The following is a 19,237-nucleotide window of genomic DNA, read 5'->3' on the forward strand; positions in this document are numbered from 1 at the left end:
TTATGATACACCTATGTTATACTTTAAAAAACTAAGGAATACTTAATGCAATATGTCTGGCTCCTGTGCATAAAAAAATAATTAATTATTTGATTATAAATTTGATAGATATTCGTATATTTTTTCATAACCTTCATATTGTGCTATATCTATAGGTGTAAGAGAGTAATTATCTTTTATATAATCTTTAGCACCGAGTTTTATTAGCGTTACAACAGCATCATATTGATTGTAATATACTGCCCAATGCAAAGCTGTTCTTCCATTATTATCAACTTCATCTAATTGATTACCATATTTAGCTATATCCTTTATTATTTCAGTATCTCCATTAAATACTGCATACATTAATAATGTTTTGCTTTCACTGTCTCTTATTCTATAATCTATATTTTTTCTATTATCTCTTATAAGCCTTTTTATATCATTAAGTTTTAATTGTTTATTTTCATTGAGTAATGCTTTCATTACTATTGTAAGTCCTGATTCATCTACTTCATTTATATTTTTTATATTACTGCTGTTTTTTTTATTATACCATACATATAGAGTAGTTATTGATATTATAAATATTAAGAATACTATTATAAAAGAATTATTGATTTTATTTTCTTTTGTAGAAATTTTAGTGGTGTTTTTTTTATTACTTGATTTTTTCTTTGTCTTTTTCATAAATTAAACCTTATATTTATAAACAGTAATACGTATATACTTGTAATATATATAATAATAATAAAATATTATCCATTATTGAGAATATATATAAAATTTACTTGAAAAAATTAATATTTATCCTATACTTAATACAGTAGTATTCTAAATAGTAATAAAAAAGTTTTTAAAAGGAGATAAATATGGAACTATTAGCTCATATTTTAGCAACAGAAACAAATGAAGAGTTTATTAATAAGCTTTTAGGCGAGCTCTTCACAAAGGACGAACAAGACATGATACAGCAAAGGCTTAGGATAGTCACCTTACTCAGGAAGAAAATGCCTCAGTATGAAATAGCAAAACATCTTAATGCAAGCCTTTGTTCGATAACAAGAGGAGCAAAAGAATTAAAAAAACAAGACAGTGCTTTAGCAGTAATAGTAGACAAATATCTTATAAATGACAAAAACTTTCAAGAATCTTTAGGTAAATCACAGTAATAATAAACTAATCTCATCTACATAATTAAAATAGTAATTTTTTATAGATAAATATTCAATGGAGATATTAAAATATTCTTTATTATTCATTATAATTTTATTATAATGATGATAAAAATCTTCATTAAAAATGTAATTATATTTTTTTATATCTATTCCTTTTATTGTTCTAAGTGAAAGGAATATGAATTCTTTCTTTTTTATTTCCATATCTAAATATTCAATCTGTTGTTGGGGAAGTTGATGTTTAGATATGGAATAAAAATAATCCTTTAACATTTTTACATTATTATATCTTTCATTATTGTAGCATCCTACAGCAGATACTCCAATTCCAATATAATCTTTTAAAAGCCAATAATTAGTATTATGAATTGAATTATAATTAGGCAATGAGTAATTTGATACTTCATACCTTTTAAATCCAAGTCCTTCCAATGTATCAGAAGCTTTTTTATAAAATATCACTGATTCTTCATCATTTGGAAGTAAATTATCCCATTTTTTTTGAAGCGACTGAGTTAATTCTAAATAGTATAATGATATATGTTTTATTTTTGGAAGCAAATCTAATGAAAATAATATATCATCTTTTATTTGATTTTCTGTATTTAAAGGAAGTCCGCATATAAAATCTACTGATATATTTTCTAAAGTTGAATTATTTATTAATTTAAGTGCATTTATAATATCATATTTATCAGTATGCCTATTTATGATTGATAAACTTTTTTCATTGAATGTTTGAAGTCCTAAAGAGATTCTTATATTTTCTATGCTTTCTAAATAACTAATATATTCATTATCTATATTGTTTATATTTGATTCTATCGTTATTTCTTTTATTAATTTTTTATTCTTATTATGATTATTAACTATTTCAAATATATTATCAAGCAAATACTTTAATAAATCAGCACCCAATATAGAAGGAGTACCTCCTCCTAAATAAATTGTTTCTATTTCTGATTTATAATTTTTTATTCTTAATTTTAATTCTGTTATTAAACTTTCTATATATTTTTTATATGTATCATTATCATTCATATTTACAATAGAATAAAAATTGCAGTAGCTGCATTTATATGAGCAAAAAGGGATATGTATATAAAGTCCTGACATAATTTTTTATAATTGTTAATCGTTTATTTTTTTAGATTGAAATAAATATATATAAAGTTTTTGATTTTGTCAAAGATAGATTTATATTTTATTTTTTTAATTGGAATGCAGTATTGTTATGTATAATAAATTTTAATTTATATTTGTAGAAAAGTTAGTATATACCTAAACAACTATATTTTGTCAAAAATAAGACTATAGTTTATTTTTAATATATGGGGCTTTGCCCCATACCCCACTTCTTTTGGTGCCCCAAAGAAGCTTATATCCTCGACAAGCTCGGATACGCTTCGCGAAGGACTATATTTTAGCTTAAATTAATAACCTATCTTACATGTAAAACAATTTTAGTATGATTTAGTACTAATTTTTTAATTGCACTTTTTGGTTCTTTGACGCTGTCCGCCTGTGGCGTGCGGCGGGAAAAAGAACAATAAAAAAATTGACAAACTTAAAAATTCTTAGTATATACTTAGACAACTATATTTTGTCAATTTTTACTTTTTTGTCAATGTAATTTTTGTTTATTAATAGTATGAAATATTATTAAGTTTTGTTTGAAATATTAAGTAAAACCAAGATTTGTGTAAAAAATGCAGTCTTTCGCGAAGCGTATCCGAGCCTGCCGAGGATATAGCTTCTTTGGGTCACGCCACAGGCACTCCCTTCGGTCGCAAAAGAAGTGGGGGCTTGCGTAAGCACGCAGAGCTGCACGCTGTGTGCTTCGCAGTGGGTAAAGCTACATATATAAAAACAAAAATATAAATTGAGTTTTGACAAAATATAGTTGTTTAGATATAAATTATAATTATTTATTTACATAAAAAGGGGCTTTATTTTATCAATAAAACCCCTTTATTTATAAAAATTATTTTTTTATTATTTTACTAAACTAGAGAAATCAAGCATATTCTTGAAAATCTTATCTACTGAAGAAAGTAAAGCTATACGGTTATTTTTAATTTTTTCATCATCTACCATAACCATAATATCTTTAAAGAACTTATCTAATGGTTCATAAAGACTTGCAAGTTCAGAGAAAGTTTTTTCATATTCTCTATTTTGCATTAATTTACTTACTTCATTTTCTTTTTCTTTGTAAGTATTGTATAAAGATTTTTCTGCATCTTCTTTTAATAAATATTCGTCTAATTTAACATCTTTTGCTGATTTAATGATGTTTTTAACTCTTTTAAATACTGTTAAAAGGTTAGAGAATAATTCTTCATTTTTCTTTCTAAATGCATCAATAGCTTCTATTTTTAAGTAAGCATCATACATATCATCTATACCAGTAGAAAGAACACCAGCAACGGAATCTTTAGCAAAATCAATATCATTTTCAAAACGAGATTTAAAGAATTCAAATATATCGTTAACTAAATCTTCGCTCTTATTATTTCTAGCATCTTTAGGCATAGAGTTGATAGCATCTTCTATTAATTTTTTAAGATTAACATGCTTTTTAGATTTTGTAAGTATATTAATAATACCTAAAGCCTGTCTTCTTAAAGCATTAGGGTCTTGAGAACCTGTTGGTATATCTCCTACATAGAAACCAGCTACTATATTATCCATTTTATCAAGTATAGCTATAGCCTTACCTGTATCATTAGAAGGTATTTCGTCAGCAGCAAATAAAGGTCTGTACTGTTCATTGATAGCTAAAGCAACATCATCATTAAGATTCATAGCTTTTGCAAAATATCCGCCCATAATACCTTGAAGCTCTGGGAAGTTGTAAACCATATTACTTACTAAATCTGATTTCATATATTTAATAGCTTTAAGTATGTTTTCTTTATCTTTTTCATAACCTAAAAGACTTATTAAAAGTTCAGCATTTTTTTCAAGTCTTTTTACTTTATCAGTAACACTGCCAAGTTCTTTTCTAAACATAAGCATGTCGAGTCTTTCATTCATCTCGTCCATACCTTTTCTTATGTCTTCCTGATATAAGAATCTACCATCAGAAAGTCTTGCAGTTAATACTCTTATATTACCAGCTATTATCTGAGGAGTTTTAGGCTGATTTGCAGTTATTACAAATAAATTAGTTAAAGTACCGTCTTTTTTACATAATGGGAAGTACTTTTGATGTTCTATCATTTCACTTGTTAAAACTTCTTTAGGAACTTCTAAGAATTTAGAATCGAATTCAGCAGTAAGTAAATAAGGTTCTTCTACTAAATCAACTACGATTTCAGATACTTTTTTCTTTGATACAGCTTCGTATCCATGTTCTTTTTCAATGCTTTCTAATTGATTTACTATATTTTCTAATCTTTTTTCTCTTGAAGCTACAACATGTTTTTCAGCTAAAGTTTTTTCATAATCTTTAGGATTATTAATTTGTACGAATTCAGGAGATAATAATCTATGACCAGTTACTTTATTATTAGTTTCTATTCCAGCAACAGTAGTTTTAATAACTTCATTTCCAAATAATGCTAGTACATTTCTAATAGGTCTAACGAAAGCAAAATCCTTATCTGCCCATCTCATTTTCTTTTTAAAATCTATATTTGCAACTATATCTTCTAGTACATCTTCAAATAATTTTTTAGTTTCAACACCTTTTTTTTCTTCTTTAACAAATAGATATTTTTTTCCGTTTACTTCTTTTATGTATGGTTTATCAAAAGTTTCATTTTCATCTATATTTTTAATAGAATTAACATCGATATTATGAGCTTTTAAAAAACCTTCTCCAGCTTTTGTTGGAACCCCATCTTTTACAGCACTTTCAAATAAAGGGCCTCTAAATTCTATAATTTCATCTTTTGACTTTTCTTCTACATCTTCAACAAGAACAGATAATCTTCTTGGAGTTGTATAAGATATAATAGATTTGAAATTCACACCATTACTATTTAATGTGTTTTCCATAATCTTCTTAAAACTGATACTTGCAGGATAGGCAAAATCTGCAGGTATTTCCTCAACCAATATTTCAATAAGTAAATCTTTCACCTTACTATTCCTTATAATAATATATTAATGCCTTATATTGTACATTTATAGTATAAAAAAAACAATATTTTTTGGCTATTAATTTATAATTTTATTAACTATTTGTAAAATATAAGGTTATATATTAGGTATAATAATATTTAGACAATTTTTTATTTATTTGACGATAATATTTAATTAGCTATTGATTTTATAATATTATTATACTATATTTATGCAATGGAAGATTTTTAAAATGCAGAATGTAAAAATGAAACAAAATATATTAATTATAGATGATGAAGAAGACATACTCACAACTTGTCAAAGTATATTAGAAGATGAAGAATATGAAGTAGATATAGCTAAAAATAATGATGAAGCTCAAAAAATTTTAGAAAGTAAAAATGTTAATTTAGTATTTTTAGATGTATGGCTTCCAAATGTAGACGGACTTGATATATTAGCTCATATTAAAGAAAAATATCCATCTACTTATGTTATTATGATGAGCGGACATGCTGGCGTTGAAACAGCTGTAAGAGCTACTAAAATGGGTGCTTATGATTTTTTAGAAAAACCTATAAGCATATCTAAATTATTATCAAGCTGTGATGAAGTTTTTGAGGAGCATGCTAATAATAATATTGATGCTGAATCTCCTCATAATGAAAATATAAATAAAAAATCTGAATGCAAATATAAAGTACCTCAAAGAACAATAGCAAAAAGTGTTGTTGTTGGAGGCTTTGCATTAATGGAAGGCAGAAAAACTGCTTTAACTCTAGTACCGGCAGAGGTAAACACCGGTATAGTATTTATTGATATTAATACAAATACTCATATAAAGTTATCACCTGAAAATATTTTATCAAAAGATAAATCAGGTGCTGTTAATTCTACTGCTTTGGTATCTGGAAATAGATATATAAAAACAACAGAGCATTTTTTAGCAGCGCTTCATATGATGGGAATAACTAACTTGATAGTAAAATGCGATGGTGAAGTTCCTAATGTTGATGGTTCTGCTTTAGTATTTTGCGATGCTTTAAAAGAAGCTGGTTTTGTAGAACAAGATGATTATATAGAGCCTATAGTTATAGATGAAACTTTAACTTATGGAAATGTTAACGATAATGAAACTTATATAATACTTTCGCCTTATGACGGACTTGAGGTAACTTTACGTATAGATTTTGCTGGCAGTATAGGCGTACAGCAGTATACATACAGATTTGAAAATTTTGACCAATTTACTCAAGAGGTTGGAAGAGCTAGATCTTTTAATACTATAGATAATATTGATTATGCACAAAAAATGGGTATGGCTGGAAGCGGTATGATAGGAAGTCATATACTATTATGTGATGGTAAAGTAATAAATACTAAATTGCATTTTGACGATGAATTTGTAAGGCATAAAATTTTAGATATAATTGGCGATTTATATATATTATCAAGACCAATAAAAGCTAAAATAATAGCTAATAAATCATCACATTCTTTTAATCACTCTGTTGTGCATGATTTAGCAAACAGGTATTTATAAAAAGATGAAATATGAAATTAAATTTTTGGTTTAAGAGTTATAATATATGGCAGATAGCAGACTAAAACAGAATACTACAGAAGAACAAAATAATATATCCTTATATTTTGCTGATGCTAAGAAAGAAAAGCTATTAACCCGTGAAGAGGAAATAGAATTAACTAAAAGGCTTAAAGAAGGAGATGCAGAGGCAAGGTCTAAACTTATTAGAAGTAATTTAAGATTTGTTATAACTATTGCAAAACAATATAAAAATAGCGGTTTATTATTAGAAGATTTAATAAGTGAGGGAAATTTAGGTCTTATAATAGCTGCTGACAGATTTGATCCTGATAAAGGTTATCATTTTATATCTTATGCAGTATATTGGATTAGGCAGAGTATATTAAGAGCTATTAATGAAAAATCAAGGCTTATAAGACTTCCTCTTAATAAAGCTATGGATTTAGTAGATTTAGAGCGTACTGTACATCAATACTATTATAAAAGCGGATATACTCCTGATGTTAATGAACTTGCTGCCATCTTAAATAAAGATCCTAATGATATACTTCATATTATGTCTATGAGTACTGAACATGTTTCTCTGGAAGGAGAATATAATTATGATGGTATGAAAGACAGACTTATTGATACTATAGAGGATAAAACATCTAAAAATGTTGAAGAAACAGCTATAAATAAAGAACTTATGGAAGAATTAAAAACTGCAATAGAAGGTTTATCGGATATAGAAAAACAAATTATCAATGCCAGATATGGTATAGATCAGGAAAGAAAAACTCTTAAAGAAGTTGGAGAGATGTTCTCTTTCACTAAAGAACGCATTAGACAAATAGAGAAAAAAGCACTGAGAAAAATGCATTCTCAAAAATACAGTTCTTTAAAAGATTTCTTAAAATAATTTTTCGTATTATTAAATTATTATACTTGCCTTTAGTATAGAAAATATTAAAAAAATTCAATTTTAAAAATAATTTTTTTATATATCCCGCCCCTTTATTCTTTAATAAATATCTTTTGATCTTTAATATTGATTATCTTTATAACTTATTTATAAATTTCAGCACCCACCCAAGTGTTAATTAGATTTGAAATTTATCTAACGCACGGTTAATGAAATTTATAATTAATAAAAATTTGAATTGCAATAAAATATATATTGTGAGCTTTGTTCTGCGTGCGGTTAATAGACAATAAATTTAAAAAACTCCTGGGTGGGCAGCTAAAATAACAGTAAAAATAAAAAAGAAAAATAGTATAAAAATATAATAAAAAATTGAAAGTCTAAAGGGTGGGGTAAATAAAAATTATTTTTATTTGAGCATGTAAAAAATATAAAAAAATCATTGATGTAATTGTAAAAAAATTAAAATATTTGTATTATATGGGAAAATAAAAAAGGATAAGAAGATGAAAAAAATTATATTTATTGTTTTAATCATTTCTGTTTTTGTATTTTCATGCGGTAAAACAGAAACAAGTAATCAGGAAGCAGCAGGAACTATGGATATAGACTTTAAAGCTGTGTTTGGAGAAAAAGCTAATGATGATAATATATTAACACAGAATTCATATTTAAAAGTTTCAGGTACTTATGGAAATATTGATGCTAAAGTAGACGCTACAACAGGAGCTTCAACACCTGCAGGAGCTACTAAATCTTGGGATTCTTATAGATATTAGAATAAACAATTTGCTAATAATAAAATAGAAAGAGGATTAGGATTTTTTGTATTATATGGAGTAGCACCAGCAAAAACTTATAATTTTGATGGTATGGTAAATGGTATATCACAAAAAACTTTAGATGGTACTAATGGTCCTAAAGTTACAGGAACAGGTGTTACTAAAGATGAAACAGGTGTTATTACTATAAGATATGCTCATGCTGGCGGTCCTACAGTTTATCCTTGGGTTTATGAATTAAAAATCTGATACTAATGGTGTGTTTAAAATAGGTTATGGTTTAGATAATAATAAAATGAGTACTTCTCAAATTTCTAATGATACTGATTTTGCAAATATAGAAATGGTTACTGATAAAGCTAAAGACGGCATACCTTATTGGCAGGGTGATTTACAAGGTACTTTTGAAAATGATACTTTGACTTTGAAAGGTACTTTGAAAGAAGTGAAATAATAATAAAAATATTATATATGGAAGGGGGTTTTTTATTATAAAGCTCCTTCTTTTTTATAAACAATATTTAATTTTTATAAAAATAATATATAATACATAATATTATATATGTTTAGAGGACTGTTTATGAAAAAAATATTTATAATGTTTGTATTAATATTCGCATGCGTTCTTAATGCTCAAGATACGACAGATAACAGCAATTCTGAAGAAGAAATTGTTTATGAAGTAATAGAAATGGAAGATAATACGCTTCCTAATTTAAATATATCAACTTCTTTTAGATATAGTTTGAATGGAAAAGAGTTTAAAGAAATGGCAGGTAAATTTAAAATAGATAGTTCTTTATATTATATGGTATCAATAACAGCAATTATTCCAGAAGAATATGATAATGATTATATAAATGCTAATATTGTAATACCAGAAGATTCTTCCAATTATAAAGTAAAATTTTATCAAGGTACTTTATTAAATAACAGCAATACTAATTTTAATGTTTCTGTAAGAACATCTCATCAAAGTGCAGCATATCAAAATAATTTTATATTTAAAATAGATGCTTCAAAACCTTGCTCAATATCAGTAAAAGTGCAATTTGATGAACCGTATTCTCAAAATAATTCTTTATCAACAATAGAATTCAGAGAGAGGAAATTTGGAATATTTTAATATATACCTAAACAATTATATTTTGTCAAAAATTATTTTATTATTTTTATTATTCGTGTGGACTAGCCCTGCGAAGCACACAGTCGTGCCACTCTGAGTACTTCGTAACACCCCACTTCTTTTGCAACTGAAAGGAGTGCCTGCGACCATAGGAAGTCCTTTAGGGTGGTGTGCCACAAAGAAGCAGGCACAGCCCGCCTTTGGCGAAAGGCTATATTTTAGCTTAAATTGATAATTTATACTACATGTAAAACAATTTTAGTATGATTTAGTACTAATTTTTAAACTTGCACTTTCGCGAAGCGTATCCGAGTTTATCGAGGATATAAGGTTCTTTTTGCGGGGGAAAAAGAACAACATAAAAATTGACAAACTTAAAAATTTTTAGTATATACCTAAACAAATATATTTTCATTATGAAGGATTAAGTATTTTATAAATATATTTTTTGTATCCAACTTTATAGCTTACTTCAAAATTGCTTGGCCTTCCAGATTTTCCAATATAATTTATAGTTACATTATAGTCTTTTACTTTTTGTCCGGATTCTATGAATTTTTTTATATCTTGTTCCATTTTACGCCATTGTCCGCTTCTATTAAGCTGACGGTTCATAGGTACTAAATTATCTATATCAGGAGAACCTCCAAATTCTCTTGCTATTAAATGTCCGCCGTCATCAGTAGTTTTTCCTAAATTTTTGACAACTTCTCTTTGTTTATATCCAAGTCTTAAATTATCTTTTGTGTATTTTAATTCTTTTGCGGATACTTGTTTTAAACGTCCTAAATCATCTGTTACTACGGTATGACCTTTGCTATTAACTCTTGTAGCATTTTTGATTAAAGCATTTTTTCCATTGACATTTTCTATAAAAGTTTTTTTAAGATTATGTCCTTTTATAGCTCCAGCTGTAGCACCAGTTATTGCTCCCCACATATATCCTTCAGCAGAACCTTCTATTGCATATTTAACAGCATCTTTATTTATAGGTTTTCCGCTTTTTATTGTTTCTATTGCAGTATTTAAAATTCCTCCTATAGCAGCACCTATAAATGCTTCTTTTAAAGCCTCTTTTGATGAAGCGGCAAATACAAATGATATATATGCATTTCCTGTTCCAGCAGCAGTAAAAGAAATTACTCCTGTTACTGCTATTATACCAGTACCTATTGCAAATTGAGTTCCAACTTTTTTCCAATTTACTTCTTTTAGAATATCAGCATAATCAGAATTATTTATTTCATTTTCTAAATTTCCGTCTTCTATTACTATAAAGTCTAATTCTTCTATGTTGCCGTTTTTAATTGTACTATCTATTATTTCAATGTCTTCAGTAAAGATATTTTTTATCTCATAGTCTTTTATTTCAAAATCTTTTAATTTTATATCTTCTGTTTTATAATTTTGTATATCATAATTTTCTAATTTATAATCTTCTATTTCATAAGAATATATTAGATTATTTAATAGTAGTATTGATAATATAGTTAATATAATTTTTTTGAATAACATAATAAACCTTTTATTATTATATAAAAAATAATAAATGAATTGTGTATTTAGTCAAGATACATGAATGTTTTGAAATATTTTATATATACCTAAACAACTATATTTTGTCAAAAATAAATTTATATTTTTGCTTTTATATCTGGGGCTTTGCCCACCCTCTGCGTGCTTACGCAACACCCAACTTCTTTTGCGACCGAATGGAGTGCCTGCGCCCATAGGAAGTCCTTTAGGGTGGCGTGCCCCAAAGAACCTATATCCTCGACAAGCTCAGATACGCTTTCGTGAAAGGCTACATAGGCTTTAATTTTATAGGTTATCTTACATATAAGACAATTTTAGTATGATTTAGTACTAATTTTATACCTTGCACTTTCGCGAAGCGTACCTGCGGCGGGAAAAGTTGAATAAAAAATTGACAAAGTTAAAAATTTTCAGTATATATTTTATATAAAAGTGTTTTTATAAATTTTAACAAATAATTATAATTTCATGTGTATTATAGGGAAATTGTTTCCAAGCTCATCAAATTCATCTCTTTTATATGCTTTAAATCCTATATGTTTATAGAAGTTGTAGGCATTTGTATTTTGTTCATTTACAGATACTTCTTTGATAGCATAATTTGTTATAGCATATTCTATTAATTTTTTTCCTATTCCTTTACCTATAATTGTAGGATCTAAAAAAAGCATTTCTATTTTTTTATCATCTATACCAATAAAGCCTTTTGCTTCATTATCTATTTCTACAACAATCAAATCTTTTACAACTATGAATGCTTGTTTTACATGTTTTGATATATTTATAATATCATCTTCTTTTAAGAATAGATGTGTAGCCCTTACAGATCTTTCCCATACAATATAGAGTTTATCTATAATTGCATCATCTCGATTTTTTAATTCATATATATTCATAATCTTATTATTAAAAAATAATTGGTATTGAGTTTTATTAATTTACCCAATACCAATAATTAAATTTTTTATTTTATTTGTTTATTTGAAATTTTTCTCTATTAATTTTTCATAAGTGCCGTTAGTCATTATTTGAGATAAGCCTGCATTAATTTTTTCTAAAAGAGCAGTTTCATCTTTTCTCATCGCTATAGCATAATTTTCTTGAACAGCATCGCTTTCTACTAATTTGATATCATCATTATATTTTTCAAAACTTTTACAAGGTTCTTTGTCAAATACAACAGCAGCAATTTTTTTTGATTTTAATGCTAATACAGCACTTGCTCCAGTATCAAATTTCTCAACATTTACGCCTTCTTTTTCAGTCATTATAGTATCGCCTGTAGTTCCTATAACAACACCTATATTTTTTCCATTCAAATCATCAAATGTTTTTATAGAGTCATCGTCTTTATGTACAAGCATTACCTGACTTGATACATAATATGGTTCTGAGAAATTGACAAATTGTTTTCTGTCTTCTGTTACTGTCATGCTTGCTATTATAACATCTATTTTTTTAGATTGTAATGCTGGTAAAAGTCCATTAAATTGCATGTGTGTGAATTCAACATTCAAACCAGATAATTTAGCAACCTCATTCATTATATCATAATCGAAGCCTGCTATTTTTCCATTATCTAAATAACCAAAAGGCGGAAAATCAACATCTATTCCAACATATATTGGTTTGTCTGTATTTGCTGATGATGCATCAGAAGTTTTTGAACTATTACAAGAAACGATTATCATTGATGAAATAATCATTATAAATATTATTATTTTTTTCATTTTGTACCTTCTTTTAATTAATAAAATAACTGTTTAGAGTATTATTGCGAAAGATATTACTTCAAGTTTATATAAAAGTCAAGTAATAAAAACTTAAATAAATAAAAAAATATAGTTATCATAATATTGATATAATGATTATTTAATATATAATAAAAAAATGATAGTTAACATATTTACAGAAAATTTAAATACAAAAATATACGGCAAAAACACTTTATTATTTGAATCATTAGACAGTACAAATAAAAGAATGATGGAAGATTTAAATAATAAAATGAATCTTGAAGAAGGAACTGTATATATAGCATTGAAGCAGACATCTGGAAAGGGAAGCTACGGCAATAAATGGCAATCTGATAATAATTTAGGATTATGGTTCAGTGTATTAGTGTATACTCCATTTAAGAAAGAGGCTTTAAGTTTTTTACCGGGTATTGCATTAAGCAAATGTCTAAGAGAAAAATATAATGTTGATGCTCATGTTAAATGGCCTAATGATGTTTTAGTTGAAAATAAAAAAATATCAGGCACTCTTATACAAGTTACACCTATAGATAATAGAAATGCATGCATAATAGGTACTGGAGTTAATTTATATCAAAATAAAGAGGATTTCCCTATTGATATACAGCATAAAGCAACTTCATTATACATGGAAACTGGGAGCATGGCAGAATTATCTTCATTTTACAAAGAACTTATTTCTTATTTTGAAGAGGTTTATACAAGTGACAGAAGTTTATCAGATTATTTTAGAGAATACAGCAAAATGATAGGTAAGCATATAAAAGCTAAAAAAGATGATGAAGATATTAATGCTATAGTAAAAGATATTACAGAAGAAGGCTATCTTATAGTGGAAGTAAATGGAAAAACAGAAACTTGGATATCAAGAGCTTCTTTAGATATAGATACAAATTATTAAAAAATTACTGAAAAGGAAAGAATTATGAGAAAACCGATACCATATAAAAAACCAGAAGAAAAAAAGCAAGTTAATAAAAAAAGAATCGTATGGTTAGTAATATTTGAATTAATAATTATTATATTAGCCATTGTTACAACAGCTATTATATCATTATTATTTGGTGTTAGTCCGTATATAAGTGCTGCTATTAGTGCTGCTATACTTATAGTATTTAGTATATTTCTTGCTAAGGAGTTTTTATTTAATAATAAATAAAAAAATAACCTATCAAATAAATGGGGTTTTATTTGATAGGCATTTTTAAGAAAACATATGATAAAAAATAAAAACAATCTAAGATGCATAGTATACTATATAATGTTTTTGTCAATATAAAAATTATAAATCTTTTAAAAATAAATGGTGTAAAATACATAAAGCATATATTTTTATCTTACATTTTGTACAAAAATAGATAGCTTGTTATGTAATCATAAACATATTTCTTTTTTATTACTGACCTTAAAAAATATAATAAGCGATATAATAGTTGTTAATGTTAGTATGGTAGAAAGTGCGGCAGCAGTTCCATAACTTGCCCTAATAACTTCCTGATAAATAGCTACAGACATAGTACGGGATCTGGTGGTATATAATATTATAGATGAGCTTAATTCATTAATAGTGGTTATCCAGCTTAATATAGCCCCTGACAGTACACCTGAAAGCATTAATTTGGCTGTTATATTGAAGAAAGTCTTTATTTGCGATGCTCCAAGACTTATAGAAGCTTCTTCAACATTCTTGTTTATTTGATAAAGTATAGCTGAACTTGATCTTAATGTATATGGAAGCCTTCTAATTATTAATGATATTATTATGATTATAGAAGTTCCTGTTAATGCTATTGGAGGCTTATTAAAGGATATTAAGAATGTTATCCCTAATATAGAACCGGGTATTATATACGGAAACATTGATACTATATCTATTATATTAGTAAAAATATTTTTTCTTCTTGTTGTTATGTAGGCTGTAAGCATTCCTATTATTATTATTAAAATTATAGTTATTATGCCGTATACATAAGTATTTTTTATAGATGAAGCCAATGAGTTAAATATTGTTATATAGCTGTCAAATGAAAATTCATTGGTAAATACTGATCTATTGGTTTTAAGAAATGAAGTATATATAACAGTTATTTGAGGAAGTATAGAAATGAATACTAAACTGTATAAACAAAAATGAATAAGTATTGATTTTATGCCTTTTATATTTTTAGGCTTTATACTATTCATTGAACTCATAGCATAAGATTTTTTGTTTACAATATATTTTTGAACTATAAACATTATAGTTGTTATTATAACCATTATAACAGACATAGATGCCGAGAAATTAGCATTGCTTCCAACTTCGCTTATAAACTCAGAATATATCATAGTAGGCATCGTTCTGTATCCTTCTCCTATTAACATTGGAGTACCGAAATCAGCTAATGCATTCATAAATACAATAAGTCCTGCTGAAAGTATTGTAGGTTTTATTAATGGTATAGTTACAGTAATATTTCTTATGAAGCTTGAAGCTCCTAAACTTTCAGAAGCTTCTAAAAGAGAATTGTCTATTTTTGATAAAGCTCCATAAACATACATAAATATAAACGGATATAATTTTAATGAAAATACTAAAAGTATGCCTCCGAATCCATATATTGTGGGTATATTAATTCCAATAGATTCAAAAAATTTTGTTATAACTCCGTTTCTTCCAAGAAGAAGTATCCAAGAATAAGCTCCTATAAAAGCAGGCGACATCATAGAAATAATTATTAAAATTTCAATGGCTCTTTTGCCTTTTAGATTATACATTTTCATGCAGTATGCTAAAGGCGTCCCTATTAATACTGCAAGTGTAGTTACAGATATAGTTACAATAAAACTGTTTATTAAAGTGCTGTAATAATATTTTTTTGTAAATAATCTTATAAAATTATTTAATGTCCATTCGCCGGTTTTTACATCTTTGAAGCTGCTTAAAAATAATGAAAATAAAGGATATACTAAAAATATAGCAAATACCAATGCCATTATTAAAGTTATATATGTCCAAAAGTCCATTTTTTTAAAATAGTTATTTATATTGTTAAAAGAATTATTCTTTATAATCATTCTTCCTTTTTTACCCCAATGATTAAACTTCTTTCCATATCTTTAGTAAATACATTTATTCTATTTTTATTTGGTACAATTTTTATATTATTATTTATATTTAAAGAATCATTAAATGTAAATGAATCTTTTGAATATTCTATTAACTCATCATTTATACTGTCATCACATTTAAGGAAATAAGTTGTATATTTACCTAAAAAAGTTTTTGATACTATTTGAGCATTTATACCTTCTTTATCATCTAAAATAAATTCTTCAGGTCTTATTGCCGTAATTACTTCATCATTATTTTTTATGCTATTAATATCAATTAAATCAGTCATATCTATTTTAAAACCGGATTTAAATATCAATGAAACTTTATTATTATTAATTTGTATTACAGATTTAAATAAATTAGAATGTCCTATAAAAGTAGATACAAATACATTATATGGTTTTGAATATATATTTATTGGTGAAGCTATTTGCTGTATATTTCCGTCTTTAATAATAGCTATTCTGTCTGATATTGCTAATGCTTCTTCTTGATCATGAGTTACATATACTGTTGTTATTCCTATTTGTTTTTGAATATCTTTTATAACATTACGCATTTCTATTCTTAATTTTGCATCCAAATTAGAAAGAGGTTCGTCCATTATAAGTACGCTTGGAGATATTACTATTGCCCTTGCTAAGGCTACTCTTTGCTGCTGACCTCCTGAAAGTATTTCCGGAAGTTTATTTTGATATTCTTCAATTTTTACTATATTAAGAATTTTATCAACTTTATTTTTTATATCTTGTTTTGATTCTTTTCTTAATTTTAATCCGTATTCTATATTTTCTCTTACTGTCATATGAGGAAATATTGCATAGTTCTGAAATACCATTCCTATATTTCTTTTATATGCCGGTATATCATTGATTATTTTATCATCGAATTTTATTATGCCTGCTTCTATACTATTAAATCCGGATATCATTCTTAGTATAGTTGTTTTACCGCAGCCTGAAGGGCCAAGCAGAGTAAAGAATTCACCATTTTTTATATTTAATGATAAATTTGGTATAACACTATGATTACCATAACGTTTGGTAACATTTTCTATATTAATAGATACACTCATAATATTTTTTATATTTAATTACAAGTTATTTATGCACCAGTAACTATATTTTTAAATTTTTCAAGCCAAGCATCTTTATTAGCATCAACTTTTTCTTCATCTTCTTTAATATCATTTATTTGTTCAAGAGGTATAAGTATTTGAGAACCTTCTAAATTCTTTATTATAGCTCTTGTAAATAATTCATCATTAATAATTTTTTGAGCATCATAACTTGTTACATAGTCTACAAATCTTTTAGCATTTTCTAGATGTTTAGCATTTTTTATTATGGCCATAGAATGTGCTTTAGTTAAAACACCTTCTTTCATATATACAACTTCTATAGGCGAACCTGTATGTATATAGTTAGCAGCTGCACTTTCAAATGTAAGTCCTACTGCATACTCACTATCAGCAACACCTTTATACACTGCTGAAGAACTGCTTAAAAGTTTTCCGTCTAAATTGGCATATAATTTTTGTACATATTCCCAGCCATTATCAGGATTTCCGTTTCCCATAGAATAAAGCATATTTACTAATTGTTCAAAAGATGATGATGAAGTAGTAGGATCATTAAAAGCTATTTTTCCTTTCAAAGCAGGATTAAGCAAATCAGCATATCCTTCAATTTTTATATCTTTTATTAAATTAGTATTCACTATTAATACGCTTGGACTAAGCATAAAACCTGTGATGTATTTTTCTTTACTTCTATAATCATCATATATATTGTCAGCATTTGTTGAAACATATTCTTCAAAAAGATTAGAATTATATTTTAATATGTTTTCATTAGCAGCAAAAAATATATCACCTAAAGGATCATTCTTTTCAGCATCTATTCTTTTTATTATTTCGGCTGTGCCTGCTATTATTATTTCTACATTTATATCAGGATTTTTTTGTTTGAAATCTTCAACTAATCTGTCTATAAAGAATCTAGTTGCAGGGGTATATATAACTAAACTATTAGTATTTTCTTCTTTTTTTGAACATGAAAAAATTGATACCATTGTTGTTAATGATAATAAAAATAATATTATAATCTTTTTCATTATTTTATTCCTTATATTTATAGTGTTGAAGTGATTATATCTTTAAATTTTTCCAACCAAGCTTCTTGATTTTCTTCAACTAATTTATCTATATTTTCTAATTCTTCATTTTTGGTAATTGCATTAATGTCGTTTATATTTACCAATACAGGAGAAGGTCCTAAATCTTTTCTTACAGCTCTTGCATTGAGTTCATCATTCATTTTTTTCTGAGTATCAAAGCTTGTTATATAATCTACAAATTTTTTAGCATTCTCTAAATTTTTAGCATTTTTAATAATATATATTCCAGCAGGCTCCATTATAACACCTTCTTTCATATATACTAATTTTACAGGAGAACCAGCAGAAACATAATTAGCAGCAGCATTTTCAAAAGTAAGTCCTACAGTGTATTCTCCGTCAGCAACACCTTTATATACTGCTGAAGAACCTGTTAATAACTTACCGTATAAATTTGTACATAATTGACTTATATAATCCCAACCTTTATTAGTATCATAAGTTCCCATTGTATAAAGTATAGTAACTAAATGTTTGAAAGATGAGGAAGAAGTAGCAGGATCATTGAATGCTATTTTTCCTTTTAGTTCAGGGTTAATTAAATCTTTATATCCTTCTATTTTTATATCGCCTACAAGATTAGTATTAACTATTAAAACACTAGGACTTATCATAAATCTAGTCATAGAGCCTTCAATATTTTTATAACTATCATGTATATATTCTTCATTGGTGCTTGTGTAATTTTCAAATAAATCTTTATTGTTCTTTACTAAATTAATATTAGCTGCCATTAAAATATCACATAATGGGTCATTTTTTTCTGTTTCTATTCTTTTTATTAATTCACCTGTACCAGCTATTATTATTTCTACATCTATATCAGGATTTCTTTTTTTGAAGTCCTCTATTAATGGATCTATAAAATCCCTTGAAGCTGGTGAGTATATAACTAATGAAGATTTTTGTTCTTTGTTTTCTGATTTATTATTATTGCATGAGAATATTGAAGCAAAAATTGACAAAACAATGATTGCTTTTATTAGGTAGTTAAAATATTTCATATGTTTTTCCTACATATTATTTTAAGAATTTGTTTTACAATAAAATATATTATATTGTGTTTTTGTCAATAAA

The 19,237-nt window shown here is 26.4% G+C and carries 16 protein-coding genes and 1 pseudogene; 7 read left to right on the forward strand and 10 right to left on the reverse strand.

Annotated features, from left to right (window positions below; translation table 11 throughout):
- Positions 1 to 93 precede the first annotated feature (93 nt).
- Positions 94 to 672 (reverse strand): ankyrin repeat domain-containing protein, encoded by a 579-nt coding sequence (locus tag Q0K52_RS07865; protein WP_297298232.1) that lies wholly within the window; start codon positions 670 to 672, stop codon positions 94 to 96.
- A 182-nt stretch (positions 673 to 854) separates the two neighbouring features.
- Here Q0K52_RS07865 and Q0K52_RS07870 point away from each other — a divergent pair, with 182 nt between their 5' ends.
- Positions 855 to 1,154 carry a Trp family transcriptional regulator gene (locus Q0K52_RS07870; RefSeq protein ID WP_297298234.1) on the forward strand — a complete coding sequence of 100 codons (300 nt, stop codon included), beginning with the start codon at positions 855 to 857 and terminating at the stop codon, positions 1,152 to 1,154.
- Here the strand turns inward: Q0K52_RS07870 and hemW are convergent.
- Both hemW and glyS read right to left on the reverse strand, forming a co-directional pair.
- The gene (gene hemW / locus Q0K52_RS07875; RefSeq protein WP_297298236.1) at positions 1,146 to 2,276 is read right to left on the reverse strand and encodes a radical SAM family heme chaperone HemW; all 1,131 of its coding nucleotides are present in this window, start codon (positions 2,274 to 2,276) and stop codon (positions 1,146 to 1,148) included. The two genes, Q0K52_RS07870 and hemW, sit on opposite strands and share 9 nt — an antisense overlap.
- Before the next feature lie 879 nt (positions 2,277 to 3,155).
- Complete coding sequence (gene glyS / locus Q0K52_RS07880; protein WP_297298238.1) at positions 3,156 to 5,249, reverse strand: glycine--tRNA ligase subunit beta; 2,094 nt, start codon at positions 5,247 to 5,249, stop codon at positions 3,156 to 3,158.
- Positions 5,250 to 5,484: 235 nt separating this feature from the next.
- Between glyS and lpxC the strand changes: the two genes are divergently transcribed.
- The 4 genes and pseudogenes from lpxC to Q0K52_RS07900 all read left to right on the forward strand — a co-directional run bounded on the left by lpxC (position 5,485) and on the right by Q0K52_RS07900 (position 9,592).
- Positions 5,485 to 6,777 carry a UDP-3-O-acyl-N-acetylglucosamine deacetylase gene (lpxC, locus tag Q0K52_RS07885; RefSeq protein ID WP_297298240.1) on the forward strand — a complete coding sequence of 431 codons (1,293 nt, stop codon included), beginning with the start codon at positions 5,485 to 5,487 and terminating at the stop codon, positions 6,775 to 6,777.
- Between the two features lie 46 nt (positions 6,778 to 6,823).
- The gene (locus tag Q0K52_RS07890; protein ID WP_297298242.1) at positions 6,824 to 7,681 is read left to right on the forward strand and encodes an RNA polymerase sigma factor RpoD/SigA; all 858 of its coding nucleotides are present in this window, start codon (positions 6,824 to 6,826) and stop codon (positions 7,679 to 7,681) included.
- A 509-nt stretch (positions 7,682 to 8,190) separates the two neighbouring features.
- Positions 8,191 to 8,920 (forward strand): annotated as a pseudogene (locus tag Q0K52_RS07895) (hypothetical protein).
- 126 nt (positions 8,921 to 9,046) lie between these two features.
- The gene (locus Q0K52_RS07900; protein WP_297298244.1) at positions 9,047 to 9,592 is read left to right on the forward strand and encodes a hypothetical protein; all 546 of its coding nucleotides are present in this window, start codon (positions 9,047 to 9,049) and stop codon (positions 9,590 to 9,592) included.
- 414 nt (positions 9,593 to 10,006) lie between these two features.
- On the opposite strand, the gene Q0K52_RS07905 is transcribed toward Q0K52_RS07900, so the two are convergent.
- The 3 genes from Q0K52_RS07905 to Q0K52_RS07915 all read right to left on the reverse strand — a co-directional run bounded on the left by Q0K52_RS07905 (position 10,007) and on the right by Q0K52_RS07915 (position 12,858).
- Positions 10,007 to 11,107, reverse strand: a complete 1,101-nt coding sequence (locus Q0K52_RS07905) for a DNA/RNA non-specific endonuclease (protein ID WP_297298246.1) — start codon at positions 11,105 to 11,107, stop codon at positions 10,007 to 10,009.
- Positions 11,108 to 11,586: 479 nt separating this feature from the next.
- Complete coding sequence (locus Q0K52_RS07910) at positions 11,587 to 12,024, reverse strand: GNAT family N-acetyltransferase (RefSeq protein WP_297298248.1); 438 nt, start codon at positions 12,022 to 12,024, stop codon at positions 11,587 to 11,589.
- Between the two features lie 81 nt (positions 12,025 to 12,105).
- On the reverse strand, positions 12,106 to 12,858 hold the full coding sequence (locus Q0K52_RS07915) for a basic amino acid ABC transporter substrate-binding protein (protein WP_297298251.1): 753 nt from the start codon (positions 12,856 to 12,858) through the stop codon (positions 12,106 to 12,108).
- Between the two features lie 160 nt (positions 12,859 to 13,018).
- Here Q0K52_RS07915 and Q0K52_RS07920 point away from each other — a divergent pair, with 160 nt between their 5' ends.
- Positions 13,019 to 13,786 (forward strand): biotin--[acetyl-CoA-carboxylase] ligase, encoded by a 768-nt coding sequence (locus tag Q0K52_RS07920; protein WP_297298253.1) that lies wholly within the window; start codon positions 13,019 to 13,021, stop codon positions 13,784 to 13,786.
- 24 nt (positions 13,787 to 13,810) lie between these two features.
- The gene (locus tag Q0K52_RS07925; protein ID WP_297298256.1) at positions 13,811 to 14,044 is read left to right on the forward strand and encodes a hypothetical protein; all 234 of its coding nucleotides are present in this window, start codon (positions 13,811 to 13,813) and stop codon (positions 14,042 to 14,044) included.
- Positions 14,045 to 14,259: 215 nt separating this feature from the next.
- On the opposite strand, the gene Q0K52_RS07930 is transcribed toward Q0K52_RS07925, so the two are convergent.
- Genes Q0K52_RS07930 through Q0K52_RS07945 form a run of 4 tightly spaced genes read right to left on the reverse strand, consistent with a single transcriptional unit; the run spans position 14,260 to position 19,164 of the window.
- Entirely contained in the window at positions 14,260 to 15,942 is a 1,683-nt protein-coding gene (locus Q0K52_RS07930; protein ID WP_297298258.1) for an iron ABC transporter permease, read from the reverse strand.
- Positions 15,939 to 17,057, reverse strand: a complete 1,119-nt coding sequence (locus Q0K52_RS07935) for an ABC transporter ATP-binding protein (protein WP_297298260.1) — start codon at positions 17,055 to 17,057, stop codon at positions 15,939 to 15,941. The genes Q0K52_RS07930 and Q0K52_RS07935 overlap by 4 nt, the downstream gene beginning before the upstream one ends.
- A 29-nt stretch (positions 17,058 to 17,086) precedes the next feature.
- Positions 17,087 to 18,097: an ABC transporter substrate-binding protein gene (locus Q0K52_RS07940; RefSeq protein ID WP_297298262.1), complete on the reverse strand. Its 1,011-nt coding sequence runs from the start codon at positions 18,095 to 18,097 to the stop codon at positions 17,087 to 17,089.
- Positions 18,098 to 18,114: 17 nt separating this feature from the next.
- The gene (locus tag Q0K52_RS07945; RefSeq protein WP_297298264.1) at positions 18,115 to 19,164 is read right to left on the reverse strand and encodes an ABC transporter substrate-binding protein; all 1,050 of its coding nucleotides are present in this window, start codon (positions 19,162 to 19,164) and stop codon (positions 18,115 to 18,117) included.
- Positions 19,165 to 19,237: the final 73 nt, after the last annotated feature.

The organism is uncultured Brachyspira sp. (genome assembly GCF_944390845.1).
In the GTDB taxonomy this organism is placed as follows: domain Bacteria; phylum Spirochaetota; class Brachyspiria; order Brachyspirales; family Brachyspiraceae; genus Brachyspira; species Brachyspira pulli.